The sequence below is a fragment of the Hymenobacter sp. CRA2 genome (genome assembly GCF_002007105.1).
Lineage (GTDB): Bacteria > Bacteroidota > Bacteroidia > Cytophagales > Hymenobacteraceae > Solirubrum.
Window position 1 is genome coordinate 96,805 of the sequence record NZ_MVBC01000004.1, and the last position, 23,404, is coordinate 120,208.

Consider the following 23,404-nt stretch of genomic DNA (forward strand, 5'->3'; position numbering starts at 1 on the left):
AGCCCGCACAAGCTGTTGTTATCCGCCGGCCAACGCCTGCTTTGACCTACACCGCCCCGTCGAATGACACTTCCCACCAAGTATTCGTTGCTGACCTGGGGGCTGGCCCTGAGCCTGCTCGGCGCCTGCCAGCAGGCCAAAAAGACCACCGCCGTCAGCACGCCCACGGCCAACACCGCCGAAACCAAGGCCGAGGCCGATGCGCCGCCCATCAACATCGTTAACCCCGTCCTGCCCGGTGACTTTCCCGACCCGTCGATTACCAAAGTGGGCGACACGTACTGGGCCACGGCCACATCCTCGAACTGGGGTCCGGCATTTCCGCTGCTCAAATCGACCAACCTGACCGACTGGGAGCTGGTGGGGCACGTGTTTCCCGGCAAGCTGCCCGACTGGGCCGACTACTACTTCTGGGCGCCCGAAATCAGCGAGGAAAACGGCAAAATCTACGTCTACTACACGGCCCACAAGAAAAGCGGCAACCTGTGCGTGGCCGTAGCCAGCGCCGACCGCCCCGAAGGCCCCTACACCGACCACGGCCCGCTGGTGGGCCAGCCCGACGGCTCCATCGACGGCTTTCCGATGCGCGACGAAAACGGGCAGCTCTACCTGGTGTGGAAGGAAGACGGCAACAGCGTGCAGCAGCCCACGCCCATCTGGGCGCAGCGCCTGAACGAGCAGCGCACGGCCCTGGTAGGGGAGAAGAAGGAGCTGTTTCGCAACACCGCGCCCTGGGAGGGCAACCTCGTGGAAGGCGTGTGCATGATCCGGCGCAACGAGTACTTCTATGCTTTTTACGCCGGCAATGGCTGCTGCGGGCACACCTGTACCTACGGCATGGGGGTGGCGCGGGCCAAGAGCCTGCTGGGCCCCTGGGAGAAGTACGAGAAGAACCCGGTGCTCACCAAAAACGAGAAGTGGGCCTGCCCCGGCCACGGCACGGTGTTCAACCGCGGCAAGCGCTGGTACATGCTGCACCACGCCTACGACACGCGCAGCTTCGAGTTTGTGGGCCGGCAGGGCGTGATGAGCGAGTTTGACTGGACCGCCGACGGCTGGCCTGACTTCCGCAGCGGCGGTACCATTCCGGCTAAGGGCAACCCACCCGCCGCCGCCCGCAACTTCGACGACAACTTCGACGGTAAGGCCCTCGCGCTGAGCTGGCAGTGGCCCGTGCAGGAGCCGCCCACCCTGGCGGTGCGCGGCGGCCAGCTGCTGCTCACGGCCCGGCCCCAGCACAGCGGCGCCGTGCTCGGCCAGCACACCTACACCGCCGATTACATAGCCAGCGTCACCCTGCTCAACCCCGCCAAACTGCCCGCCGGCACGCAAGCCGGCCTGGCCGCCCACGGCGACCCGGAAAATACCCTGGCTCTGACGGCGGGCGGCGGCAAGCTGCAGCTTTGGCAATTGGAAAAGGGCAAGCAGAAAACCCTGAGCGAAACCAAGCTGCCGGCTACCGACGCGCTAGCCCTGCGCCTGCAAGCGCAGAATGGCAGCCAATTTCGCTTCGAGTGGAGCGCCGACGGGGGCAAAACCTGGCAGGCCATGCCCGGCGTGAACGGGCCCATCAACGCCGCCTACCTGCCGCCCTGGGACCGGGGCGTGCGCGCCGGCGTGCTGGCCAAGGGCCCCGCCACGGCTACCGTCGCCTTCGACAACTTCAGCCTGCGCAGCCAGCTGGTGACGGCCCAGGCCGAGGACCGCAAATCCGACGCGAAATAGCGCCGCTCTCCATAGATTGCCCTTCGTCTCCATCTTCCGCTCCGCCTCTATGACCCCTTATTCCCGCTACGGCGCCGTGGCCGCGCTGCTGGCCCTGGCCGCCTGCAACCAAACCAAAACCACCGACCAGGCCGCTGGTACCGCCCCGCCCGCCGACTCTACGGCGGCTTCCCAGGCCGCGCCAGCTGATGCAGCGCCTACCTCGGCCTCCTTCGGCAAAACCGCCGACGGCACCGAAGCCCAGCTCTACACGCTCACCAACGCCCACGGCCTGCAAGCCACCATCTCCAACTACGGCGGCACACTTACCAGCCTGCTCGTGCCCGACAAGAATGGCAAGCTCGGTGACGTAGTGCTCGGCTTCGATGACCTGGCGGGCTACACCAGCGCACAGTACCTGCAGGAAGGCCCGTATTTCGGCGCACTGATTGGGCGCTACGGCAACCGCATCAAGCAGGGCAAGTTCACCCTCGACGGCAAGCAGTACACCTTGGCTACCAACAACGCCCCCAACCACCTGCACGGCGGCAAGCGCGGCTTCGACAAGGTGCTGTGGCAGGCCCAACCCGGCACCTCCGCCGATGGACAGACGCTCACGCTCAGCTACCTAAGCAAGGACGGCGAGGAAGGCTACCCCGGCAACCTGCAGGTGAAAGTGGTGTACACCCTCACCAACAACGACGCGCTGCGTCTGGAATACACCGCCACCACCGACAAGCCAACGGTGCTGAACCTGACCAACCACAGCTACTTCAACCTCAACCACGGCCAGGCCAAAAACGCCCTCGACCACCAGCTGACGCTGAACGCCGACCGCTACACCGTGGTGGACAACACCGCTATTCCGACCGGCGAGCTGCGCGCGGTGCAGGGCACCCCGTTTGACTTCCGCCAGCCCCATGTCATCGGGGAGCGGATCAAGCAGGTGGGCGGCGGCGGGCCCGGGGGCTACGACCACAACTGGGTGCTGGCCGACCAGATGCGCGCCGAGCCCGTGGCCACTGCTGCCGTGTTCGAGCCCGTCACCGGCCGCACCATGGACGTGTACACCGATCAGCCCGGCGTGCAGTTCTATTCCGGCAACTTCCTCAAGGGCAGCCTGAAAGGCAAAGGCGGCACTGCCTACGTGCAGAATTACGGCTTCTGCCTGGAAACCCAGCACTTCCCTGATTCGCCCAACCAGCCCAAGTTTCCCAGCACCACGCTGCGCCCCGGCGAGACCTACCACACCGTGACGGAATACCGTTTCGGCGTGCGCAAATAATGAATGAGGCCCGCCGAGACGCGGCGGGTTCTGGAAATGCTCCGGCGGCCCACAGAACTGTCATCTGAGCCGCAGGCGAAGGACCTTACCGCGCAGGAACGAGTCTTGTCAATGATTATCGTTCTGCGGTGAGAAGGTCCTTCGCCTGCGGCTCAGGATGACAGACGGGCGGCGAGAAAAGCTTTCCAAACCGCTTCATTTCTTGCCGTTCAGCTTCCGAACCAGGTCTACTTCGTCTTGCCGGTAGGGCGTGCCGTCGCGGCGGAATACCTCGTGAAACCACTCGGCCGGCTCGCTGCCGTCGGGCAGGGGCGTTTCCCATTGGTACTTGGTGTTGGTTTTGCCCTCCACCAGGCCCCAGTTGATGGCACCCACGTTCATCTTGCGCAGCATGGGCATCACGGTGGCAAAGCGCGAGTTGCGCGGCCGGGCCATGTACTCAGTGCAGATGAGCGGCCGGCCGTGGGTTACCAGCATATCCACCAGCCGCTGGTGCACCACCACGTCGTCGTAGCTGTGGTAGGTGATGACGTCGGAGTGCAGGGCCTGGTAGGTGTTCAGCGCCTGGAAGTCGTAGGACCACAGGCCCACGCTCAGCGGCTGGCTGGGATTCACCTCGCGGGCCCAGGCAAAGACGTTGCGCAGCAGGGGCAGCGAGGCGGTGAGCTTGCCCGAGTTGCCAGGCTCGTTGTACAGGTCCCAAAGCAGTACGCGCGGGTCGTTCTTGAATGTGTTCAGCACGTCCTGCACGTAGGGCTTGAGCTTGACGAAGGTAGCCGAGTCGCGCGAGGCCGGGTCGCCGGGGTCCTGCAGCCAGCCGGAGTTGTGAATGCCCACCTTGGGCGCCGGTTGCGGGCCGGTTTGGGCGGTTTTGTTCCAGCAGTCATCAAAGAACACGAACATCGTCTGGATGTGGTGCTTATCGGCAATGGCCAGGTAGCGCCCGACGCGTTCCTTGAAGCCCTTGGGGTCCTGCTGCCAGGCCAGGCTATGCAAGAACACCCGCATCGTGTTGAAGCCGATGCCCGCGGCGTAGCCCAGCTCCCGGTCGATGGTGGCCGGGTCGAAGGTGTCGGCCTGCCACATTTCCAGCTGGTTGATGGCCGTGCTGGGAATGAAGTTGGTGCCGCTCAGCCACGGATGGGCGCGGTACCAGGTCCGGGCCTTTTCGATGGGCCAGCGCTGGTCTGCTACGCTCGTCGCCGCCGCTCGTTTGGTTTTGACCTTGACTTTTTGCGCGAACATCGGCTGCTGGGCCAGCAGCAAAACCAGTAGCAGCAGGATGCATTTCTTCATGACGCAGGGTGGGAGTAAGGTCGGGCAAAGCCGCCGGGCGAAGGAAAACTGCCCACGGCGCAGTTGGGACTGTCCAGGCCGGGATACGGGCCGAAAAATGCGCGCTGACGTTGCTGCTGCGGCGTGTTGGTGGCTCGGCTAGTCGGCCGGAAACGTGGCCGTCGGGAGCAGCAATTATTTGCGGCGCCTGGCTATTGCAAACTAAGCGTAGGAGTGAGCCAATGCAAACGCTTCCATCTTTTGTGCATATAAATTACCGGTAGGTTTTCTCCCATTCGCGCCTGATAATCAGCTCTGCCATGCCTTCTCGTCGTGATTTTCTGCAGCAGGCCGCCGCTGGTCTGGCCACCCTCGCCATCCAGCACCAGGCCCTGGCTGCCGCGCGCACCTACACCAACCCCGTGTACGCCGGGCAGTTCCCCGACCCCTTCGTGCTGCGCCACCAGGGCCGCTACTACGCCTTCGGCACCACCGGCAGCGGCCGCACCACCGACGGGCGCATCTTCACCCTGCTCACCTCCACCAACCTCGTCGACTGGAAAAGCGCCGGCGGCGCCCTCACGCCGCCGGTCGGGGCCGAGGGAGCCGAGTTCTGGGCCCCTGAAGTGGTGTACCACAAGGGTACGTTCTACATGTACTACTCCATGGGCGGCGGGGCCATCGGGGCGGCCGTGGGGCACCGCCTGCACGTGGCCACCAGCACCAAGCCCGAGGGCCCGTACCAGCAAGTGGCCCTACTCGACGTGCCCGACAGCAAGTTTACCATCGACGCGCACCCGTACCAAGATACTGACGGCACGTGGTACCTGTTCTACGCCCGCGACTTCATCGATTCCGACCACGGTTACCGCCCCGGCACCGGCCTGGCCGTGGACCGGCTGCTGGACATGACCCGCCTGGCCGGCGAAAGCCGCACCGTGATGCGCGCCCGCCACGATTGGACGGTATTCGAGAAAAACCGCACCATGCCGCTCTATGACAACCGCACCTTTCCCGAGTGGCACACCCTGGAAGGACCTTTCGTGCGCAAGCACGCCGGCAAGTACTACTGCTTCTACAGCGGGGCCAACTTCCTGACCACCCGCTACGGCGTCGATTTCTGCGTGGCCGATTCCATCCTGGGCCCTTACTCCGATGCCGGGGCCGGCAAGGGCGCCCGCGTGCTCCACGCCGTGCCCGGCCACGTGCGCGGCCCCGGCCACCACTCGCACGTGCTCAGCCCCGATGGCAAGACCGAATATCTCATCTACCACGCCTGGAACGAAGCCATGACCGAGCGGCAGCTCTGCATCGACCGGCTGACGTGGACGGCGCAGGGGCCGCGCTGCCTCGGGCCCACCTATACCCCGCAGCCGCTGCCGACGTAGGCCGCCCGACCGTAAGGCCAGCGCAGCCGTAGTATCCGTTTTTCCACTCATCATCGCATCACCGTGGCCCGGGCAAAAGCTTCCATCACTGATCTGGCCAGGCAGCTCGGCGTGTCGGTGTCGACGATTTCGCGGGCGCTGAACGACCACCCCAAGACCAGCGACGCTACCAAGCAGCGGGTGTGGCAGCTGGCCCGGGAGCTGCAGTACCAGCCCAATCACCTGGCCGCCGGCCTGCGCAAGGGCCGTAGCAACCTGCTCGGCGTGATGGTGCCGCACATCGACGGGCATTTCTTTACCATGGTCGTGAAGGGCATCGAAACGGTGGCCAGCAAGGCCGGCTTCAACGTGATGATCTGCCAGTCGAACGAAGACGTGCGCCACGAAAAGAAGAACATCGAATCCTTGCTCAGCGCGCAGGTAGAGGGCATTCTGGTGTCCCTGGCCCGCACCACCCGCGACTTCCGCCACTTCGAGAAGGTGCACAAGCAGGAAATTCCGCTGGTGTTTTTCGACCGCGTGCTCGACGGGCTCGACGTCTCGGCCGTGGTGCTCGACGATAGGGAAGGGGGCTATCGGGCTACCCGCCACCTCATCGAGCAGGGCTGCCGCCGCATTGCCCACTTCGGCGGTCCGCAGCACCTGAATATCTACAAGAACCGCCGCCTGGGTTACGAGGACGCCCTGCGCGAAGCCGGCTTGCCCCTCGACGACGCACTGATTTACTACTGCGATATGACCTTGGAAGACGGCGTGGCCGGCATGCAGTACCTGCTGCAACTGCCCTGGCCTCCCGACGCCGTGTTTTCGGCCAGCGACTTTTCGGTGGTGGGCGCCCTGCAGGAGCTGAAAGTCCACGGCCTGCGCGTGCCGCAGGACCTGGCCCTGAGCGGCTTCAGCAACGAAACCTTCACTTCCTTCACCGAGCCCATGCTCACCACCGTGGACCAGCACTGCGAGCAGATGGGGCAGGACGCGGTGCGCCTGTTTCTGGAAATGCGGCACGCGCGCAGCCCCGGCGCGTCGCCGCGTCGCATCGTGCTGCAGCCCGAGCTGCTGGTTCGGGGCTCTTCCCGCCGCACCGACCCCAACTAAGCCCGGCCGCATTCCGTTTGTGGATGGTTGAGCTTCGATTCACGGGCTTGTTTCGCGTATGAATTCACGTTGCTGTCTGATCAGTGCCGAAGGGCTGTCGGTGCACTACGACGCCGTGCAGCAGTGCCTCTTCAGCGAATGGACAGGCCGCCACGACCAAGCCTCGGTGCGCAAGTACTGCGAGCAGATTCTCAGCTGCCTGTACGCGCATCCTGTAGGCAAAATTCTCAGCGACCATAGCCAGCTGCAGGGCGAGTGGCATGAAGCAGCCTCGTGGGTGGGCACGCGCATGTTCAGCCGTTTTGCCGCGCTGGGCGTGGGCCATGTTGCCTGGGTGGCGGCGCAGCAAAACCAAGCTGACCGCTCCGCCATGGAAGCAGCCCTGCGCGCGGCTGATTACCCCGTGGTATCCATCTTCGACGACGTAGATTCGGCTTATTCCTGGCTCTTGCAGGCCCCGCAGCAGCTCACCCGGCCCTTTTTGGCTTGAACGTCGCCCCCAGAACCTTAGCTGAGCAAGCCACAGCAGACGGCTAGCTGGCGGCGGCTGAACCGTAGCCGCGGTTATTGGTTGATGTTGGGCTTTGCCCGTTGTCTTCCTGCCCGATTCACCGTAGGTTGCTGCTCCCGTGCTTTTATCGCCCATGCTCTCTGAACCAACCTACCTCGCTGCCCGCATGGCAGCGCCCACCATCGAAGCCCACTTTGCCGAGCACCGCCTCCTGGCTACTCCCCAACAGCGGCCCCGGCTGGCCCCGGCGCCACTGGCAGCCGTAATAGAGGCCATTATCGACGTGGCATTCTGGGCCAGCCTGCGGCGTGAGGAAGGCCACCCGCCCAAAATCACGCTGGCCCTGCTGCCGCCTGCCGAAGCGCTGCAGCCCCTGGTGTTTGGGCAGCGCAAGCGCCTGACGCCCCACAACCTCATCAAGCTGGCCCCGGCCGTGGAGCAGCCCGGCATTCACCTGGGCGTGTGGCACGACGCGGATGGCCTGCATGTGTGGGGCACCGTCACGGAGCTACCGCCGCTGTGCTTCGTGCTCGAAGTCACCGAGCCCGGTCTGCTGGTGGTGAAGCACCCGCGCGCCGACGGCTTCGGCAAATTCGTGAACGTGGCCATCATGCGCGGCGACCAGCTGCAGGTGGTCGACGCCGACAACTCGGCCATTGCCGATTGCCGGGCGCTGCGCCGTTTTCTGCCGGGCGGCGCGCTGCCCGGCACCCCCGAAGAAACCGATGACGTGCTGGTGGAGCTGGCCGCCGTGATGCGGGCCCACGGCCGCGGCGGCTTGGTGCTGGTGGTGCCCGAAAACTCGGACCTCTGGCAGGCGTCCATTGTGCAGCCTATGTCTTACCCGGTGGCCCCGGCCTATACCGGCATTACGGACGTAATGAATCAGCGGCACAGCGCGCCGGACTGGCAGAAAAACCTGCGGCGGGCCATCAATATCGTGGGCGGGTTTACCTCCGTCGACGGCGCCACTGTGATTACGCAGGATTATCGGTTGCTGGCTTTCGGGGCCAAAGTTGCCCGGGCCAAGGGCAGCGTAGCGGTGGAAGAAATGCTGATAACCGAACCCGTGGTGGGCAGCACGGCTCGGCCCGCGCACCCCGCCCAGAACGGCGGCACACGGCACCTGGCCGCTGCGCAGTTCGTGCACGACCAGCGCGACGCCTTGGCGCTGGTAGCCTCGCAGGACGGTTTTTTTACCGTCTTTGCCTGGTCCTCCGAATGGAACAAGGTGCACGCCCACCGCATCGACGTGCTGCTGCTCTGAGGCCGCGGCACCGGTCACAATGCAACAGCCGGAGTACCCCGTGGGCGCTCCGGCTGTTGCGTTTCAATCAATACCTGGTCCGGCTCAGCGCATCAGCTCCAACCAGCCTTTGTAAGTCTGGCGGGTGTGGTTCGGGTCGGCAAATTCCACTTCGATCAGGTAGAAGTAAGTGCCGGCCGAGGCCTTAGCGCCGGCGTCGCGGCCGCCGCTTTCGGGGCTGCGGGCCCCGCCGCCGTCCCAGAGCGTGAGGTCGTTGCCGGCGTGGCCGCTGTACACCTGCGCGCCCCAGCGGTTAAAGATCTTGACCTGCGCCCCCACGATGGGACTGGCAAAAATGGGCCGGAACGTTTCATTCCGCTGGTCGCCGTCGGGCGAGAAAATGTTGGGCAGCACGAAGATGCGGCAGTCCTCCCCGCGCACGATGTTGCTGGCGGCCGTAGCCCCGGCCGAATCCACGGCCAGCACCCGGTAGCACCCGGCGGCCGAGGTCAGGTTGGGGTGCGCGAAGCTGTTGCCGCGGGTGCGGCCGACCTCCAGGAAGGCGCTGCTGTCGCACTGGGCACTGTAGAGCACACGGTATTCCACGATGCGGGCGTTGCAGCCTTCGGGGCGGCGGCTGAGCGCCCAGCTCAGGTTATTGGTGTAGGTCAGCGGCTTGGGCAGGGGCGAGGGGTACTGCTTGGCCTGCGCGTTCAGCGCTTCGCAGTCGGGGCCCTGCAGCGTGAGCACCGGGCGGCAGGGCGCCTGCGTCAGCGCCACGCATAGTTCCTGGCTGCGGTTGATGAGGTCCTGCGGTTGCTGCGGGGCGTCGTAGCCACCCACCGTTTCCACGTAGTAGCAGTAGGTCTCGTTCATGCGTAGCACCGGGTCGTTGTCGAGGTACACGCCGCCCGTGCTGGTGCTGGTGGCGCTGCTGCTGATCAGTAGGTACGTGGTGCTGCGCGGGTCTTTGCGGTAAATGCGCGTACGGCTGCCGCTGTTGTTCCACGGCACGCTGTAAGTCCAGCGCACCACTATGCTCGGCCGCAAGCCCGGGTTGGGTGTCGCCTCTACCCGCACGCTGCTCGCGGGCCCGGCCGTTTCGATCAGCACCGCCGAGTTGGGCTGGGTTGATACGTTGCTGAAGAATTCCAGGCGGTAGCCATACGTCAGGTCGCGCGTGTTCAGGTTGGGGTCTACGTGCACGATATCAGCCAGCGAGTTGAACGTGCGCACGAGCGTAAACGGCGCCCCGGCGGCGCTGCGGAAAAGGCGGTAGCCCACGGGCGGATTGAAGCCGGAGGAGCTGGCGGGGCTGGTCCACTTCACCGTGATTTGGCCGGTGGTGGCGTCGGTGCGGTCGACGGTGACGTTGGTGAAGAGGGCGGCGCGGCCCTGCAGGGTGACGCAGGCTTCGCGCGAGGCCAGGCTGGCCCCGCCGGCCGGGCGGGGAAACTCGGCGTAGATGCGGTAGCAGTAGGTCTTGCCCCGGTCCAGCCCGCGCCCGGCGTTGTCGTCGAGGAAGGTCTGCAGGTTGGCCGCCACCGTGCCCACCTGCACGTAGCCCGCGCTGGCCGGGATGCCCACGTCGCAGGCCCCCGACGGGTTCCAGGTGGACGGGTTCTCCTTGCGGTAGATCAGCAGCCGCGAAGCGTTCTGGCACACGTACCGGTCCCACGTCAGCTGCACCGTGCTGCCCTGCGCCGCGGCCCGCAGGTTCGTCGGCGCAGGGCCGACCACCGTGATGCGCCACGGTCGCTCGTCAATCAGCACCGGCCCGCTCGTGGGCTGGTCTTCGGCCTTGAACACAACCAGCTTGGGGTCTGAAGCAACATCGGAGCAGTTCGTGGACCACGTAAACACGCCCTCGGCGCGCCCGGCTTGGTTGACCGTTTGGCGGAAAGTAGCCGGCGGGAAAATACCGCCGTACGCCGTCAGCCGAATAGCATTGTTGTCCGGGTCGGTGGCCTCAATGGTGCGCGTGATAGTGGTACCTGCTACCACGCACGTATCACGCGGCACTACTATCAGGGGGCGGTTATTGGCCGTAGCCAGCACCGTAATCTGCATGTCGCGCAGCACTTCCCCGATTTTGAGGCGGCTCCCGTTGGGCATGCGGCGCCACTCTTCCACTTTAAAGGCCACGTTGTAGCTGCCCACCGTGTTGGGCGCGTTCCACACGAGCTGCCCGGTGCGCGCGTCAATTTCCAGGATAGCCAAAGCGCCTACCTGCGGTACCGGTGGGCCGGCGTAAGCTACCTGAACGCTGCCGGGTGAAACGCTCTGCTCATTGGGGTATACATAGCCGGGCAGAACCACCGGTTGGGGACGGTTCCGGTTGGTGCTGGCACACAAAATGGCTTCTATGCCGCGCGGTTCGTACAGGCAAACCACTTTCTGGTAGGCCAGCGAATCCCCGTCGGCATCTGATGCAGCAGGATTGTGCAAAAACACCTTGCCGACGGCGGCCCGGTCAACGGCCGGCGCGTTGAGCACCGGCGAATGATTTACCCCAACGGTGGGGTCGATGGTAATTAGCGTATAAATGAGGAAGCTACGCTGGTCGGACGACGGCACATTGCTGATGTTCTCGTCGCGGAATTCGCCGATAAAGGATACCGTGTAGCGCCCCGGCGCATTGTAGGTATGCTCGAAGTAATAGACGTTGCGGTTGGTTCCGTTACCGATGTTGACCCGACTGGCGCGGGTAATTCCCCCACGGTTACAGCCGGTGGCGCTGCTGGTCCCGTCGCCGAAAAAAATCGTTTCGTCGTTGGCGTTATCCGCCGGTGAGCCAGCATCGGTATAAGTTACCATCTTGAAAAAGATGCGTAACGGGTTGCGGGCCGAGGTCGTGTCGCTTTTCGCCTGAATGTCGCCCGCCCGAATATGGGAAGCCCGCGCCGGGGTGGCCAGTAACCCCAAAAGCGACAGGGCTAAGCCTGCCAGAAACCTTGCCCAAACCAATCGATAGGGTAATGGAAATGCCATACGCAAAGGAGGTTAGCGCCGCTGAAAGAGAATGGTAAGCCGGATGATGAACGGGCAACGGACGGCCTTACAAAAATCGTACATGTTCATCCCGGATTTTTTAAATTCCTGTCAGCGCCCTCCGATTGGCGGCGTACCGGAGGGCCGCTAGTGCACGGTACTAACCGCTAGATGCACCGGCGCCGAAAAATTCACATCCAAGGCCGCAATCTGGGCCCGGTAGGCGGCCGGCAGCAGGCTCACCCGCGCCCATTGGCTGAGGGCGAAGTCCCCAACGCGCCGGTACACGAAGATAATGGGGCGTAACGCGGCGCCCGACCCCAGGGTGAGCATCTGGCGCACCGGCTCAGGCGTCACCAGGCCTTGGGCATGCCGCAACAGGTGGTAGCGCACCGGCCCGAGGTGCCGGCGGTACTGGTGGTAGAGGTCGGCGGTGTAGCGGCTCGGGGCCATGTCGTCGGCCAGGTGCTGGGCCCGCACGGGCAGCCACGTGGCGTAGGAAGTGGGCAAATCGGGAATGCCCATACGCTGCCCCACGCGCGTGAATACCTCAAATACTTCCTCTTTTTCCGGCAGCGTCAGGGGGCGCTCCAAGGCTTCAAAGGCGCGGATGGAGTAATCAATCAGCATGAAAAGCACGTCGCGGTAAGCCCAGGCTGGAATGCTCATGCCGCGCTTGGCCTCCACTGCGGCGTGAATGGCGGCAATGGTATCGATGGCGCGCTCGGCGGCCACTTGCTCGGCAAAGACGATCTGCCGGGCATAGGTGACGGTGGAAAACAGCCGGCCCAGCGGGTCGGCGGGTAGGCGGCCGGTGAAGTACAGCCAGTCCACGGCCTTGTTCAAGGCAAACTCGGCCGCGGCCCCGGCAAAGATGAAGAGGATGGTGTCGGCCTTGCCCCAGATGCGGCGGACGACGGAATCGGGCGAAACGAAATAATGCGGGCTGGCAACAGAAACCATAAGGCAGGAAGAAGAAGCAACGCTTGCTTAACCCCAGGCAAGCAGGGCAGGTGCCGGTATGCGGTGCGAAGAATTTGTAAAAGTACTTTGTTATTCAAAGTTAATAATTGATTTGATTTGCCAACGCTTACCCGCCCAACCATTCGTGGAGCAACGTTGCTTCCGTTAGTTCTACTTCGCTTATGCTTCCCGCACGTTTGCGCACCCAGCCGCTTGCCGCCCAACGCCGTGGCGCTTTCCTCGGGCTGGCAGTGGTTACGGCCCTATTAGGCTGGTCGTCAAGGCGCTTCCGGGCCTATCTGCCCGCGTGGGTGGGGGCCTACGCCGGCGACGCTTTATGGGCCCTGATGGTGTTTTGGCTGCTTAGTAGCGCCTTGCCGCAGGCAAAACGGGGACGGCGGGCCAGCGCGGCGTGGCTCTTCGCCGTGGCCATCGAAGTCAGCCAGCTATACCATGCGTCGTTGCTCGACGCGCTACGCCGCACCACCGTGGGCGCTTTGGTATTGGGCCGCGGCTTCCTGTGGTCCGACATCGTCTGCTACACCATAGGCATAGCGGCCGGCTGCGGACTGGAATGGTGGGTGGAGCGGAAGGGAGCTGTTAAGGCGACGAGGTCGTTGCCAAAACGGTCAGCTACTGAGTAGAACCGGGCTTACTCGCTTTCCTTGATGAGCTGCTTGCGGTAGCCCGCCAGAATGGACGATTTGAGCAGGAAGCCCACGTAGCGGCCGTTTTTGAGCACTGGCAGGGCCCATACGTTCAGCTGCTCCATGCAGCGCAGCGTGTCGAGCAGGGTGTCGTCCACGTTCACGGTGGCGGGCGGCTCGCTCATCAGGTCGCTCACGCGGGTGGTGGTGTAGTGGGCCTCGTCGAAGAGGGCGTCGCGCACCTGGTCCAGCGAAATGATGCCCACCAGGGCGCCGTCCTCGTCTACCACGGGGAAAAGGTTGCGGGTAGCGTGGCGGAAGATGTCGACCAGCTCGCCCAGCGTAGCCTCAGGCTGCACCGGCTCAAAGTCCGTCTCGACGAGGCGCGAGAGGTCCAGCTGCGCCAGCAGGCCCCGGTCGCGGTCTTGGTGCACGTACACGCCGCGCTGCACCAGTTTGCGCGTGTACACCGAGTAGGGCTCGAAGTAGCGGGTGATGAGGTAGGAGCAGCTGGTCACGAACATCAGCGGCACAAACAGAGCGTAGCCGCCGGTGATTTCGGCGATGAGGAAGATGGCCGTCAGCGGGGCGTGCACCACGCCGGCCAGCACCCCGGCCATGCCCAGCACTACGAAATGCACTTCCGGCACCACAAACAGGCCGCTCACGTTGATCAGCCGCCCGATGATGAACCCGAGCAGCGCCCCCGAAAACAGCGAGGAGCCGAACATGCCCCCGTTGCCTCCCGCGCCAATGGTAATGCAGGTAGCAAACACCTTCAGCAGCATGGAGCACAGGGCCACGGTGAGCAGGATCCACACGTTTTCGTCGCGGTACACCGAGAAAATACTCGCGTCGAGCAGGTGCTGCGGCTCGCCACTGAGCAGGTTTTGCACCACGTTGTAGCCCTCGCCATAAAGCGTGGGAAAAAGAAATACCAGCACGCCCAGCCCCACGCCGCCCAACACCACCTTGCGGAAGGTGCCGCGCCAGCGTTCAAATATCTTGTCGGCCGCGAAGTACATGCGGATCATGTACACCGAGAGCAAGGCCGCGCCCAGGCCCAGCACCAGATAAAACGGGATGGTGTCGATGGACCAGCTGGTGGTGATGAGCACGAAGGGCTGGCCCGAAAACAGCAGCTTGGACACCACCGTGGCCGTGGCCGAGGAGATGAGCAGCGGAATGAAAAACGGCGCCGACAGCTCGCTCAGCACCACTTCCACCGCAAACAGCACCCCGGCAATAGGCGAGTTAAAGATGGCCGCCACGCCCGCCGCCGCCCCGCAGCCCACCAGCAGGCGCCGTTCGCGCCGGCTCACACGCAGGATGCGGGCCGTGTTGGAACCGATGGCCGAGCCGGTCACGGAAATCGGGGCTTCCAGACCGGCCGAGCCGCCGAACGTGACCGTGAGCAAGGAGCTGACCCACTGCGAGTACAGCTTGGAGCGCGGTACGATGCTACCCTGCCGGGCCACCGAGTAGATGATGGGCCCGATGCCGCGGCCCAGGTTGCCGTGCAGCCCGTAGCGCGTAAACAGCACCGTCAGGCCGATGCCGATGATGGGGTAGAGGAAGAGTGCGAAGACGCGGTTCTGCTCCGGAATCCAGCCGTAGAGCAGCTGCTGGCCCCAATGCACGCTGTTTTTGAGCAGCACGGCCGCCAGCCCCGCCAGCATCCCGACGATGATGCTCACCAGAATCAGGTATACCCGGTCGCTGACGTGGCGCAGGCGCCAGAGCAGCAGTGGGCTCAGGATTCGGTGGATTACGCTTTTGGCCATGCGGGGACACTCAGGTCTAGGACGGGCGGGGCCGCAAACATCCGGCCACTCTGGTCACTCGCATGATACGCAGAAAGGGTTGTTCGCAGGCTTATCGGGGCGAAAAAATGCTTCCCGAAGCACTAAAGCCCCTTAACTAAGTAGCCGGCCGGCAGAATAAAATTCTGAGTAACAGCACTTGCCCTAGCGGTTAACCCAATCGGAGCGTTCTGCGGCCAGGCGCAGCAAGCGCTACTGCACTGCGGCCGGGTGCGGGTAGCCCTGCTGGAGCAGCAACTCGCGGATGCCCTGCATCAGCTCGCTTTTCAGCTCCTGGGTGCCGCGGCGGTAGTCCTCCGAAAACGTCCAGAAGTACACGTGCAGGGTGGCCACGGTGCCGTCGGTTTTCTCCAGGATGATGTAGGGCCGGTGGCCTTCTTCGTCTTTGACATCCTTGAAGCGGCGCACGAAGTCGAGGATCAGGTCGCGCAGCTGCTCGGGGCCGCCCTTGCCTTCCATGTCCACGGCCACCAGAAAATCCTGGCGGATGTGGCCGTCGCGGGTGAAGTTGATTAGCGGCTCGCGCAGCACCAGAGCGTTGGGCAGGTAAATGTCCTTGCCGTCAAAGGTCTTGATAAGAGTGGTGCGCAGGTTCAGGGCCTCCACCCGGCCCATCAAGGTCTGGTTGTCCTTGATCTGAATGGTGTCGTGGATGCGGAAGGGGCGGTTGAAGGCCAGCACCACGCCGGCCAGGAAATTTTCGGCAATGTCCTTCAGAGCAAAACCGACCACGAAGGCCGTCAGGCCCGCGCCGGCCACCATGCCGCTCACGATGCCCGTGAGGCCGATAACCTGGAGCACAAGCGTGAGGCCGAGCAGGATGAAAGCCCACTTGGTGAGGCGAGTCAGGAACTCGGCCAGCAGCGGGTCGTGGGAGCGGGCGTGCAGCCGCCCGCCGATGAGGGAGCTGAGGCGGTTGGCGAGAAAAACGGCAATGACCAGCAGGATCAGGGCTACTGCGAGCTTGGGCAGCAGGTACAGAAACTGTGTCCAGTAAGTGGAAAGGACCCGGTGGAGGTCGTTGAGCAGCATAGGCGGAGAATTTCGGGAATGGAAAAGCCCGCCGTGCACAGGGCGCGGCGGGCAGCATTGGGTTCTACGCGAAAGGTCGGGGTTAGGGTTAGCGGCGGCCGGTCGGGCCCGGGCCGTTCAGCCAACGCCGAAAAGCCCAGGTGCCCGCGGCATAGGCCAGCACGTCGAGCCCGTCGGCGGCGTAGCGGGCGGGCAGCAGCCACGGCGCCAGCAGCTCAAACCACAGGCTGACGTACAGCCAGCTGGCCACCAGCCACGCATCGGGTAACACAAACCGGGGCTGGCGGCGCAGTACGCGCTGCGCCACCAAAGCCAGCGTAAGCACCACGGGCACGCACAGCGCATCGGCCAGCCAGCTGGAAACCCAGGTGGGAAAGCGGTAGCCAAAGCCGCGCGTGAGCAGCTGAAAAGCGCTGTACGCGACGCACGCCGCCGCGAACAACGGCTGCCGCAGCGGCGCCAGGGCTAGCCGGCAATGGCCGTGATGAGCCACAGGATAAATGATACGGTGGCCGCAAACAGCAGCTGCCCGCCGCGCACTAGGTACTTTAAGCCGCGCAGCCAAGCCGGGTCGGTCGGCGGGATGGGAATGAGCATCGCGGGGGGCATTTCCCATTTCCAGGCCTGCTGCAGCTTCGCCTCGCGCTCGGGCCCCAGCGGGTCGAGCAGTTCGTGGCAATGCTCGCACCGGTCGTCGGGGCGGTGCTGATGGTCCGACCAGAGCCCGCAGTGCGGGCAGCGTTTGGAGGCGAAAAGCCGGGGCGGTTCCATGCCCAAACATACGCCCCGGCGCCCGAAAGCCCACTCACACAAACATGTGAAGGGGCCCGCCGGACGCCGGGGCGCAGTAGTAAAGTAGCAGGCTGATTTACAGCTCCATGATGTCCTCGTTCCAGAGCGTGGGCTCGGCTTCGATGAACTCCTGCATCATGTCCACGCACTCCTGCAGGTCGAGGATTTCTACCTCCACGCCGTGGCTCTCCAGGAACGCCTTCGACTCGCCGAAGGTGCGGGCTTCGCCCACCACCACTTTGGGAATCTTGAACTGCACGATGGTGCCGGCGCACATGTAGCAGGGCATCAGGGTGGTGTAGAGCACCGTGTCGCGGTAGGTGCGCTGGCGGCCGGCGTTGTTGAGGCAGTCCATTTCGCCGTGCAAAATGGGGTTGAGCTCCTGCACGCGCTTGTTGTGGCCGCGGGCTACGATTTCGTCATTGCGCATGAGCACCGAGCCGATAGGAATGCCACCTTGCGAGCGGCCCAGGCGGGCTTCGTCGATGGCGGCTTGCATGAATTCGTCCATGGGAGGAAGAGAGGGAATGAGAAAATGGGAGGCAAAGCTACGGCGTAAATGACCGTTGCGCGGCTGCTCGGGCCGTGGTCAGGCCAAGATAGCAGCACGCCCGACAACTTCCCTGCGACCCCGGCGAGCCAGCGCATACGGGCTCAGCTCGGTACGTTGGCCGCTGCGGACTCTTCGCCGCGGGCCCAGGCTTCGGCCACGGCCAGCTGTTCCAGCGGAAAATGGCGGAAGGTGGCCGGCACGAGGCCCCCGGCAAAGCCCACGGCCGACTTGATGAGGGCGTTGTCGGCGCTGAGCACGGCCACGCGGTGGAAGTGGGTGTAGTGCTTCACGTCCTGCTTGATGTCCTCCCAGAGCGCCCGCAGCGAAATCCCGTCGAAGCCACGTACCTCCACGCAGACGTTAGCCTTGCCGTAGCGGGCAATTTTTTGCTCCAGCAGGGGTACTACCTGGTCGTAGTCGGCTTTCGAGACGGCGCCGTCGAGGGTGAGCGTCAGCAGGTTTTGGTCGGGGTGGTCGAGGGCGCGCAGCATGGCAGGGAGTCGAGGATGGATGATGCGTTTACTACGCGCCTTGGGGTTGGGGGTTAGTCCAGTGACGGCAACACTCTGCTGTCATTGCGAGGAGGCACGATACTCCGCGCATCAAGCGGCGTCAATCCTTAGTAGCACCGTTGAGACAATGCTTACCAACCGAAAACAGCACCGCCCGAAGCCGGCAGACATCGGGTTCGGGCGGTGCTTATATGACGGTCAGCACACTGTACAGGCCCGATTGCTTCGCGTTGCTCGCAATGACAGCCGGTTTTGCCGCTGTCGTGCTGGCCAGTGCTAGCGCGCGCAGATGCCCTTGTAGGGGCAGTACTGGCACACATTCAGGTCGTCGGTTTTGCGGATGGGCTCCTCCGGGTCCAGCATGCGGTCCACCAGGCGCGTCATAGCCTGCAGGCTGGTCTCCTCGAATAGCAGGCCCTCGGCAGTCATAAACGAGAGGTCGGCTTCAAGGGGCTTCGGGTCGGGGCTGCGCAGGGGGATGATGGCGGCTTCGGCGGCCGCGTAGCCGCGCTGAGCCAGCATGAGGCGGTAGAGCCAGAGCTGGCGGACCTTATCAGTGCCGCCGCCGGCCTCGGAGACGAGGCGCTCCAGGGCTTCGGTAGGGCTGTATTTCTTGCGGGCGCTGCCCAGCAGGTTCAGCCCGCCACCGTGCACCGCGCCGGTTTTGTAGTCGATGATGCGGCGGCGGCCGTCGGGCAGCTCGTCCACGCGGTCGGCGTAGCCCACCAGGCGCACGGCCACCCGCTCGCCGTCCTTGGTATCCACGAACACCGTGCCGTGCAGCTCCTCTTCCAGGCCCACCACCTTCAGCGGGCCGGTTTCTGTGATTTGCTGCGTGAGCGTGTCGAGGTAGCGCTCCACCAGGCGCACGCCCACGCCGCGCAGCACGTGATTGAGGCCTTCGTCGGGCAGCTGCTGGCGCGGGTTTTCGGTTTCGGCCCCGTCGTCGAGGGCAAGGCCGCGCTCCAGCAGGGTCGGAATCTGTGGCAGCCAGCTGGCTACGTCCTCGGCCGTAATGGGGTGGCCGGCCGCCACGAAGGGCGTCATCAGCTGCTCCAATACGTAGTGCACGGCCGTGCCAAACACGTCGGCCCCCAACTCCTCCCGCACGCCTTCGGTTTCCTGAAACTTGGCAATGCGCGAGAAGTAGAACTGCAGCGAGCAGGTCAGGTATTGATTCAGCCCCGAAGCCGATAGGCCGCGCTCCAGCAGGCCGCGGATAGCGCCGCGCATTTCGTAGTCCTTTTCCAGCACCAGGTCGCCCTCGTATTTCTGCGCGGTAGTGGGCTTCGGGGAGCTTACATCGGGTTGGGGGCTGAACAGGCTTTGCTGCGCGGGTGCCGTGGCCGAGCCGCGGGCTATTTCGCCGCCTACCAGCTGCCCGTTGGGCAATACCGTGGCCGAAGCCGTCAGGTCGAGCAGCTCCAGCCCGGGGTTCTGGTCGCGCAAGTCATTCTCGATCTGCAGCAGAAAGCGACTCCGCTCACCGGCCTGCACGCCTTCGGAGCCGGGCAGGATGTGCACCAGATCCACGCGCCGGGCGCGCTGCAACAGGCGCCAGAACTGGTGCGAGGTGGCGGCTTCGTGCTCGGCGTAGGTGGGCATGCCGTACTTGGTGAGCACGTCGTAGGGGAAGAGCGAGTTGTTGCGCTTGGGGGCGGGCAGAATCTGCTCGTTGCAGCTCAGGATGATGATGTGGTCGAAGTCCAGGGCGCGGGTTTCCAGCAGGCCCATCACCTGCACCTGCGCAATCGGCTCACCGGAAAAGGGCAGGCGCGTGCGCGTCATCTGCTCGTACAGAAAACGGCGGAAGGAGCGCACCGAGGGGCGCTGGGCGCGGCAGTCGAAGGCCGAATCGAGCTGGCGCACCAGGGTGTAAAACAGGTACAGGTACTCGGCTTCGATGGCCGTGTGCTCCTGCCGGTACACGTCGCGCAACAGCTCGATGACCTCGTAGCAGGCGCGCACCACGTCGTCGCAGTTGCGCCAGGGGCGAAACAGGGCCTCCACCAGCGGGTGGTGCCGGCCCAGCTCGCGCAGCTCGTCCTCGGTAAGGAGCACGGCGTTGCGCTGGATGATCTGGCGGCAGAGCTGGTCGAGCACGCCGTGAAACTGCTCTTGCTCGGGCTGCTGGTCAATCCAGTGCTCGTAGCGGCGCAGGAAGGGGTGGGCCAGCAGCTTGGTCACGGTGAGGTGGTGGTAGCGCCGCACGCCGTAGTCGGAGGCGGTTTCGCCCTCCCGAATGCCCGTCAGGTGCACCTCAAACAGCAGGTCGATGAGGTTGAACAACGGGGTGCTGCGGAAGCTCAAGCCCATGGTCACGTTGAACTGCGGCACCTGCTCGGGTGGCAGGCCGTGGAGCACGGGCAGCAGCAGCGTCTCGTCGGGCAGCACCACGGCCACGGAGCCGCGCGGGTTCAGTTGCAGGCCTTCCACCACCAGCTGCCCGGCCACCTTGCCCTGCATGGAGTTGTTGGCCACCCCGATCATGCGAATCTGCCGCGGCAGGGTGCGCAGCAGGTCCACGGCGCCGGTTTCGGCAAAGCCAAAGGCCTCGACGCCCAAATCCAGGTACTCGCGGATGCGGCTGAAGGGCAGGCCGGCGCGGTTGGGCGAGCCTTGCAGGTAGAACTGGTCGGTGTCGAAGCGCACCTCGGCCTTGCCCGCCTTCAGCAGCTGGCGCAGCAGGTATTGCTCGGCGCGCGAGAGGATGCCCAGGCCCAGACACACGTGCTGCGGCACCTTGCTTTCGTCGTCCTTCAGGCGCTTCTGCATGGCATCCACGGCGAGGCGGTAGGCCAGGCCGGGGTAGGCGAGGTTGTCCTGCTTAAGGCGACGGCGCAGGCGGCGGTACACCTTTTCCAAGTCGTCCCAGAAGCGGAACCACGCCGCCGTGGCTGAGGCCGGCGCGGGCGAGTCCGATAAGTCCCAGCGCTCCAGGGCCTTGGCTTCGGAAAGGTACTCGAAGAGGTTGGCCGGATCGGCCAGGTTCTGGTCGAGGTTGGAGAAGTCGTCGAGCAGCAGGCGCGACCAGCCCGTGAACAGGTCGAAGTCCAGGTTGGGGTCCAGCTCGCGCAGGATGTCGTAGAGCAGCAACTGCAGGGCAATGGGCTCCTCCACCTGCACGCCGGCCAGGTCCACCATGTAGTCCTCCATCGACGTCACGCGCGGGCTCCAGAGGGCCTCGCCCACGGGCGCCGCCAGGGCCAGCTCGTTTTTGAGGTACACCACGGCCCGGCGCGTGGGCACCACCACCACCAGGTCCGACAGCTCGGTGCCCGAGTAGCGGCTCAGCAGGTTTTGGGCCGCTTGGCGCAGAAAGGGTTGCAGGGCCGCCGGGTCGAGGGCAGGAGCGGAGGCGGGCGGGGCGGCGGGGGAAACGTGGGGCGTCATGTAGGGTAAAGATACGGCGGGGACGGCCAGTTTCGCCGCTCTCCCGCCGTGCCCGTAAGCAGGAGCAGACCGGCGGGCCAATAGGAACTTAACCTCGACCGCTCTAGTTTTGCCACCTGGTTGCCGCGCCGATTCTTCCTACTTGCCTTGTTTGCATGCTAATTCTTTCGGGCCTGCCGCTATATTTTGAAAATCCTATCGGGCGCCTCTACGAGCACCCCGACGGCTACGTCATCGTGGACTACAACGCCGGTCCGCGCCTGCTCAGCAACTACCAGGCATTCCTGAACCACCTGGAGATGCTGCTGAAGCGCCGCGGCTGGAACAAGATGCTGGCCAACCAGCGCCTGCTCGACCCGTTTACCGACGAAGAGCGCACCTGGATCAAGGAGCAGTGGCTGCAGGTAAGCCACGCCCTGCAGCGCGAAATGATTGCGGCCGTGCTCCTGCCCAACGACGTGTTTGCCCGCCTCGCCATGAGCACGCTGATGCAGGGGGCCCGCGAAGGCGCCCTGCACTACCGCGTGTTCAACAACGCTCAGGAAGCGGCCGCCTGGCTGCGGGAGCTGGCGTAGCCTCCGGTGGCATGGCCTCGGCTGCCCGGGGCCGCAGCCGGCCGGCTGAAAAGGCATAGGCCGGAACCCGGGTTGTCTACCTTGGCGGCGCTTAGATCTTGCCCCGCTATGTCTCAAAACGCGCTGGTTTCGCTTCTCTGATTTCCCCTGTGCTGCTCACGGCTTGTGGTTCGCCTGCGGGCGAGGACGCCGCCCGGTCAACGGCCGCCCCAGCCGTGGTGCCCGTCGCTGCTGCCAGTGAAACCGACGCGGCCGACCTGGCCGCAGCGGATACCGCCGACCAGTACGCCACCATGTACGTGGTGGTAGCCGATACCAACCTGCACTACCGCCCGCTACACCGGCAGATGCTGCGCCTGCATGCCGCCACTGGCCAGCGACACACTGGGCCGCTTCTTTGACGAGCAGAAAAACCTGATCCGGCTGCCCGATGACGACGAAGACGAGCTGTACGCCGGCGACTATTTTCCGCGGCGCTGCCCGATGCCACGCTGAGCCTGGAATACACCGACCTCTACACCCGCAGCCGACCCCAAAGCATGGCCCTGGTAGCCGGCATCTACCAGGAGCCCGCCCGCGCCGATAGTGCGCTGGCCATGGTGCGGCAAGCCGTGTCCACGGCTTTTCGGGTGAAGACGCGCCTGTACATGGGCTGCATGCACTAGCGGCGAGCTATTACACAAATTCTTTCAGGCAGCGAGGTGATTGACTATGCGGACCGGAGGAATAATAACGTTGCTGCTGCATCCGATTCCTCATCTGCGTAAATGAGCAAACTCCTTCTGTATCTGGTTCTTTTTGCCTGGCCAGGTGGCTTGTTTCAGACCGGTATGCCGCGCAAGGCCGAGCCGACACAGCCGTCGGCGGCGCGGCAGCTGCAGGTCTACACCGACGTGCTCAATCAGCTGGTGGAGCAGCGCTGGAATGACCGCTACCTGGGGCCCGACGAGCGGCGCATTTCCCAGGTCCGCACCGACGCCTACCTGCACCATGCCGATACCACCGGGCTGCAGCGCGAAGTCAACCGCTTGCGCCAGAATCTGATGCAACAACCGGAGCGGCAAAGTGCCGTTTGTCTACAAGCTGAGTTTCGCCCTTTTCTGCCACCATGGTCTTACTTCCAGGGCGAAGGTGTGCTGACGCCAATCGGCGGTAGATTGATGGGCATGCTTCAATCCGTGGCTGGCGCGGCAGTTCGCACCGCGCTGGACAGCCTGCGCACCGGCCAGAGGCAGCTACGCGCCGCGAACCTACGGCTGCGCACAGCCCGCGTGCAGTCCGCGCCGACCCCGGCGCCCGGTTCCTCTGCCAACAAGGAGTGGTACCTGAAGCCCTGTTCCATCGGCATGGTCAGCCTGTCGCGGCTGGTGTTCAACACCTCCAAAACCAAGTGCCTGCTGGCCTATAACTTCTACTGCGGCGGCAAGTGTGGGCAAGGCGAGCTACTGGTGGCCGAAAAGCGCGGCGGCCGCTGGGTAATCGTAGCGGCCGAGGAGTGCTGGGTGTCCTGAAGCCCGACCACGTGAGCCGCCCCAGCCAGGATTGTGGCTAATAGCTGCTGCTGGCCGCGCATATCGCGCCAGCGAGGAATACCGGCTGCGGCGGGAAAAGCTGGGCTA

22 protein-coding genes are annotated in these 23,404 nt (G+C 64.4%); 12 read left to right on the plus strand and 10 right to left on the minus strand.

Going from position 1 to position 23,404, the window contains the following annotated elements:
* Window positions 1-63: 63 nt before the first annotated feature.
* The gene (locus B0919_RS08345; protein ID WP_254846517.1) at window positions 64-1,725 is read left to right on the plus strand and encodes a family 43 glycosylhydrolase; all 1,662 of its coding nucleotides are present in this window, start codon (window positions 64-66) and stop codon (window positions 1,723-1,725) included.
* A gap of 49 nt (window positions 1,726-1,774) precedes the next feature.
* Window positions 1,775-2,989 (plus strand): aldose epimerase family protein, encoded by a 1,215-nt coding sequence (locus B0919_RS08350; protein ID WP_078011783.1) that lies wholly within the window; start codon window positions 1,775-1,777, stop codon window positions 2,987-2,989.
* Window positions 2,990-3,184: 195 nt separating this feature from the next.
* Here the strand turns inward: B0919_RS08350 and B0919_RS08355 are convergent, their stop codons facing one another.
* The gene (locus B0919_RS08355) at window positions 3,185-4,285 is read right to left on the minus strand and encodes a cellulase family glycosylhydrolase (RefSeq protein ID WP_078011784.1); all 1,101 of its coding nucleotides are present in this window, start codon (window positions 4,283-4,285) and stop codon (window positions 3,185-3,187) included.
* 299 nt (window positions 4,286-4,584) lie between these two features.
* On the opposite strand from B0919_RS08355, the gene B0919_RS08360 reads away from it, so the two are divergent.
* The 4 genes from B0919_RS08360 (at window position 4,585) to B0919_RS08375 (ending at window position 8,525) form a co-directional block, all read left to right on the plus strand.
* A complete protein-coding gene (locus B0919_RS08360; protein WP_078011785.1) occupies window positions 4,585-5,652 on the plus strand; it encodes a glycoside hydrolase family 43 protein in 1,068 nt (355 codons plus the stop codon).
* Window positions 5,653-5,715: 63 nt separating this feature from the next.
* Window positions 5,716-6,747 carry a LacI family DNA-binding transcriptional regulator gene (locus B0919_RS08365; protein ID WP_078011786.1) on the plus strand — a complete coding sequence of 344 codons (1,032 nt, stop codon included), beginning with the start codon at window positions 5,716-5,718 and terminating at the stop codon, window positions 6,745-6,747.
* Window positions 6,748-6,805: 58 nt separating this feature from the next.
* Window positions 6,806-7,237: an STAS/SEC14 domain-containing protein gene (locus B0919_RS08370; RefSeq protein ID WP_139361996.1), complete on the plus strand. Its 432-nt coding sequence runs from the start codon at window positions 6,806-6,808 to the stop codon at window positions 7,235-7,237.
* A 154-nt stretch (window positions 7,238-7,391) separates the two neighbouring features.
* A complete protein-coding gene (locus B0919_RS08375) occupies window positions 7,392-8,525 on the plus strand; it encodes a putative sensor domain DACNV-containing protein (protein ID WP_078011788.1) in 1,134 nt (377 codons plus the stop codon).
* A gap of 84 nt (window positions 8,526-8,609) precedes the next feature.
* Here B0919_RS08375 and B0919_RS08380 read toward each other — a convergent pair whose 3' ends face one another.
* Both B0919_RS08380 and B0919_RS08385 read right to left on the minus strand, forming a co-directional pair.
* A complete protein-coding gene (locus tag B0919_RS08380) occupies window positions 8,610-11,321 on the minus strand; it encodes a gliding motility-associated C-terminal domain-containing protein (RefSeq protein ID WP_139361997.1) in 2,712 nt (903 codons plus the stop codon).
* A 321-nt stretch (window positions 11,322-11,642) separates the two neighbouring features.
* A complete protein-coding gene (locus B0919_RS08385; RefSeq protein WP_078011790.1) occupies window positions 11,643-12,458 on the minus strand; it encodes an oxygenase MpaB family protein in 816 nt (271 codons plus the stop codon).
* A 182-nt stretch (window positions 12,459-12,640) separates the two neighbouring features.
* On the opposite strand from B0919_RS08385, the gene B0919_RS08390 reads away from it, so the two are divergent.
* Window positions 12,641-13,102: a DUF2809 domain-containing protein gene (locus B0919_RS08390; protein WP_078011791.1), complete on the plus strand. Its 462-nt coding sequence runs from the start codon at window positions 12,641-12,643 to the stop codon at window positions 13,100-13,102.
* A gap of 8 nt (window positions 13,103-13,110) precedes the next feature.
* Here B0919_RS08390 and B0919_RS08395 read toward each other — a convergent pair whose 3' ends face one another.
* The 7 genes from B0919_RS08395 to B0919_RS08425 form a co-directional block, all read right to left on the minus strand.
* Window positions 13,111-14,889 (minus strand): chloride channel protein, encoded by a 1,779-nt coding sequence (locus B0919_RS08395; RefSeq protein ID WP_078011792.1) that lies wholly within the window; start codon window positions 14,887-14,889, stop codon window positions 13,111-13,113.
* A 231-nt stretch (window positions 14,890-15,120) separates the two neighbouring features.
* Complete coding sequence (locus B0919_RS08400; protein ID WP_078011793.1) at window positions 15,121-15,960, minus strand: mechanosensitive ion channel family protein; 840 nt, start codon at window positions 15,958-15,960, stop codon at window positions 15,121-15,123.
* Window positions 15,961-16,048: 88 nt separating this feature from the next.
* Window positions 16,049-16,453, minus strand: coding sequence for a hypothetical protein (locus tag B0919_RS08405; protein ID WP_139361998.1), 405 nt, complete (start codon window positions 16,451-16,453; stop codon window positions 16,049-16,051).
* Window positions 16,426-16,731: a hypothetical protein gene (locus tag B0919_RS08410; RefSeq protein WP_078011795.1), complete on the minus strand. Its 306-nt coding sequence runs from the start codon at window positions 16,729-16,731 to the stop codon at window positions 16,426-16,428. Before B0919_RS08410 ends, B0919_RS08405 begins: the two co-directional genes overlap by 28 nt.
* A 97-nt stretch (window positions 16,732-16,828) precedes the next feature.
* The gene (locus tag B0919_RS08415) at window positions 16,829-17,263 is read right to left on the minus strand and encodes a nucleoside deaminase (RefSeq protein ID WP_078011796.1); all 435 of its coding nucleotides are present in this window, start codon (window positions 17,261-17,263) and stop codon (window positions 16,829-16,831) included.
* A 143-nt stretch (window positions 17,264-17,406) separates the two neighbouring features.
* Complete coding sequence (locus B0919_RS08420) at window positions 17,407-17,796, minus strand: STAS/SEC14 domain-containing protein (protein WP_078011797.1); 390 nt, start codon at window positions 17,794-17,796, stop codon at window positions 17,407-17,409.
* 297 nt (window positions 17,797-18,093) lie between these two features.
* Window positions 18,094-21,210: a PD-(D/E)XK nuclease family protein gene (locus tag B0919_RS08425; protein ID WP_078011798.1), complete on the minus strand. Its 3,117-nt coding sequence runs from the start codon at window positions 21,208-21,210 to the stop codon at window positions 18,094-18,096.
* Window positions 21,211-21,365: 155 nt separating this feature from the next.
* On the opposite strand from B0919_RS08425, the gene B0919_RS08430 reads away from it, so the two are divergent.
* The 5 genes from B0919_RS08430 to B0919_RS08440 all read left to right on the plus strand — a co-directional run bounded on the left by B0919_RS08430 (window position 21,366) and on the right by B0919_RS08440 (window position 23,296).
* On the plus strand, window positions 21,366-21,785 hold the full coding sequence (locus B0919_RS08430) for a hypothetical protein (RefSeq protein ID WP_078011799.1): 420 nt from the start codon (window positions 21,366-21,368) through the stop codon (window positions 21,783-21,785).
* Window positions 21,786-21,934: 149 nt separating this feature from the next.
* Window positions 21,935-22,186, plus strand: a complete 252-nt coding sequence (locus tag B0919_RS08435) for a hypothetical protein (protein ID WP_078011800.1) — start codon at window positions 21,935-21,937, stop codon at window positions 22,184-22,186.
* Window positions 22,146-22,280 (plus strand): hypothetical protein, encoded by a 135-nt coding sequence (locus tag B0919_RS25850; RefSeq protein WP_262490545.1) that lies wholly within the window; start codon window positions 22,146-22,148, stop codon window positions 22,278-22,280. Before B0919_RS08435 ends, B0919_RS25850 begins: the two co-directional genes overlap by 41 nt.
* A gap of 44 nt (window positions 22,281-22,324) precedes the next feature.
* The gene (locus B0919_RS25855) at window positions 22,325-22,450 is read left to right on the plus strand and encodes a hypothetical protein (RefSeq protein WP_262490546.1); all 126 of its coding nucleotides are present in this window, start codon (window positions 22,325-22,327) and stop codon (window positions 22,448-22,450) included.
* Window positions 22,451-22,552: 102 nt separating this feature from the next.
* Window positions 22,553-23,296, plus strand: coding sequence for a hypothetical protein (locus B0919_RS08440; RefSeq protein WP_139361999.1), 744 nt, complete (start codon window positions 22,553-22,555; stop codon window positions 23,294-23,296).
* Window positions 23,297-23,404 lie beyond the last annotated feature (108 nt).

Bases quoted from the DNA above. Each gene is read 5' to 3' on its own strand.
- B0919_RS08345 (WP_254846517.1), top strand. From the start codon at position 64: ATGACACTTCCCACCAAGTATTCGTTGCTGACCTGGGGGCTGGCCCTG.
- B0919_RS08350 (WP_078011783.1), top strand. From the start codon at position 1,775: ATGACCCCTTATTCCCGCTACGGCGCCGTGGCCGCGCTGCTGGCCCTG.
- B0919_RS08355 (WP_078011784.1), bottom strand. From the start codon at position 4,285: ATGAAGAAATGCATCCTGCTGCTACTGGTTTTGCTGCTGGCCCAGCAG.
- B0919_RS08360 (WP_078011785.1), top strand. From the start codon at position 4,585: ATGCCTTCTCGTCGTGATTTTCTGCAGCAGGCCGCCGCTGGTCTGGCC.
- B0919_RS08370 (WP_139361996.1), top strand. From the start codon at position 6,806: ATGAATTCACGTTGCTGTCTGATCAGTGCCGAAGGGCTGTCGGTGCAC.
- B0919_RS08375 (WP_078011788.1), top strand. From the start codon at position 7,392: ATGCTCTCTGAACCAACCTACCTCGCTGCCCGCATGGCAGCGCCCACC.
- B0919_RS08380 (WP_139361997.1), bottom strand. From the start codon at position 11,321: ATGGTAACTTATACCGATGCTGGCTCACCGGCGGATAACGCCAACGAC.
- B0919_RS08385 (WP_078011790.1), bottom strand. From the start codon at position 12,458: ATGGTTTCTGTTGCCAGCCCGCATTATTTCGTTTCGCCCGATTCCGTC.
- B0919_RS08390 (WP_078011791.1), top strand. From the start codon at position 12,641: ATGCTTCCCGCACGTTTGCGCACCCAGCCGCTTGCCGCCCAACGCCGT.
- B0919_RS08395 (WP_078011792.1), bottom strand. From the start codon at position 14,889: ATGGCCAAAAGCGTAATCCACCGAATCCTGAGCCCACTGCTGCTCTGG.
- B0919_RS08400 (WP_078011793.1), bottom strand. From the start codon at position 15,960: ATGCTGCTCAACGACCTCCACCGGGTCCTTTCCACTTACTGGACACAG.
- B0919_RS08410 (WP_078011795.1), bottom strand. From the start codon at position 16,731: ATGGAACCGCCCCGGCTTTTCGCCTCCAAACGCTGCCCGCACTGCGGG.
- B0919_RS08415 (WP_078011796.1), bottom strand. From the start codon at position 17,263: ATGGACGAATTCATGCAAGCCGCCATCGACGAAGCCCGCCTGGGCCGC.
- B0919_RS08420 (WP_078011797.1), bottom strand. From the start codon at position 17,796: ATGCTGCGCGCCCTCGACCACCCCGACCAAAACCTGCTGACGCTCACC.
- B0919_RS08425 (WP_078011798.1), bottom strand. From the start codon at position 21,210: ATGACGCCCCACGTTTCCCCCGCCGCCCCGCCCGCCTCCGCTCCTGCC.
- B0919_RS08430 (WP_078011799.1), top strand. From the start codon at position 21,366: ATGCTAATTCTTTCGGGCCTGCCGCTATATTTTGAAAATCCTATCGGG.
- B0919_RS25850 (WP_262490545.1), top strand. From the start codon at position 22,146: ATGCCGCCACTGGCCAGCGACACACTGGGCCGCTTCTTTGACGAGCAG.
- B0919_RS25855 (WP_262490546.1), top strand. From the start codon at position 22,325: ATGGCCCTGGTAGCCGGCATCTACCAGGAGCCCGCCCGCGCCGATAGT.
- B0919_RS08440 (WP_139361999.1), top strand. From the start codon at position 22,553: ATGAGCAAACTCCTTCTGTATCTGGTTCTTTTTGCCTGGCCAGGTGGC.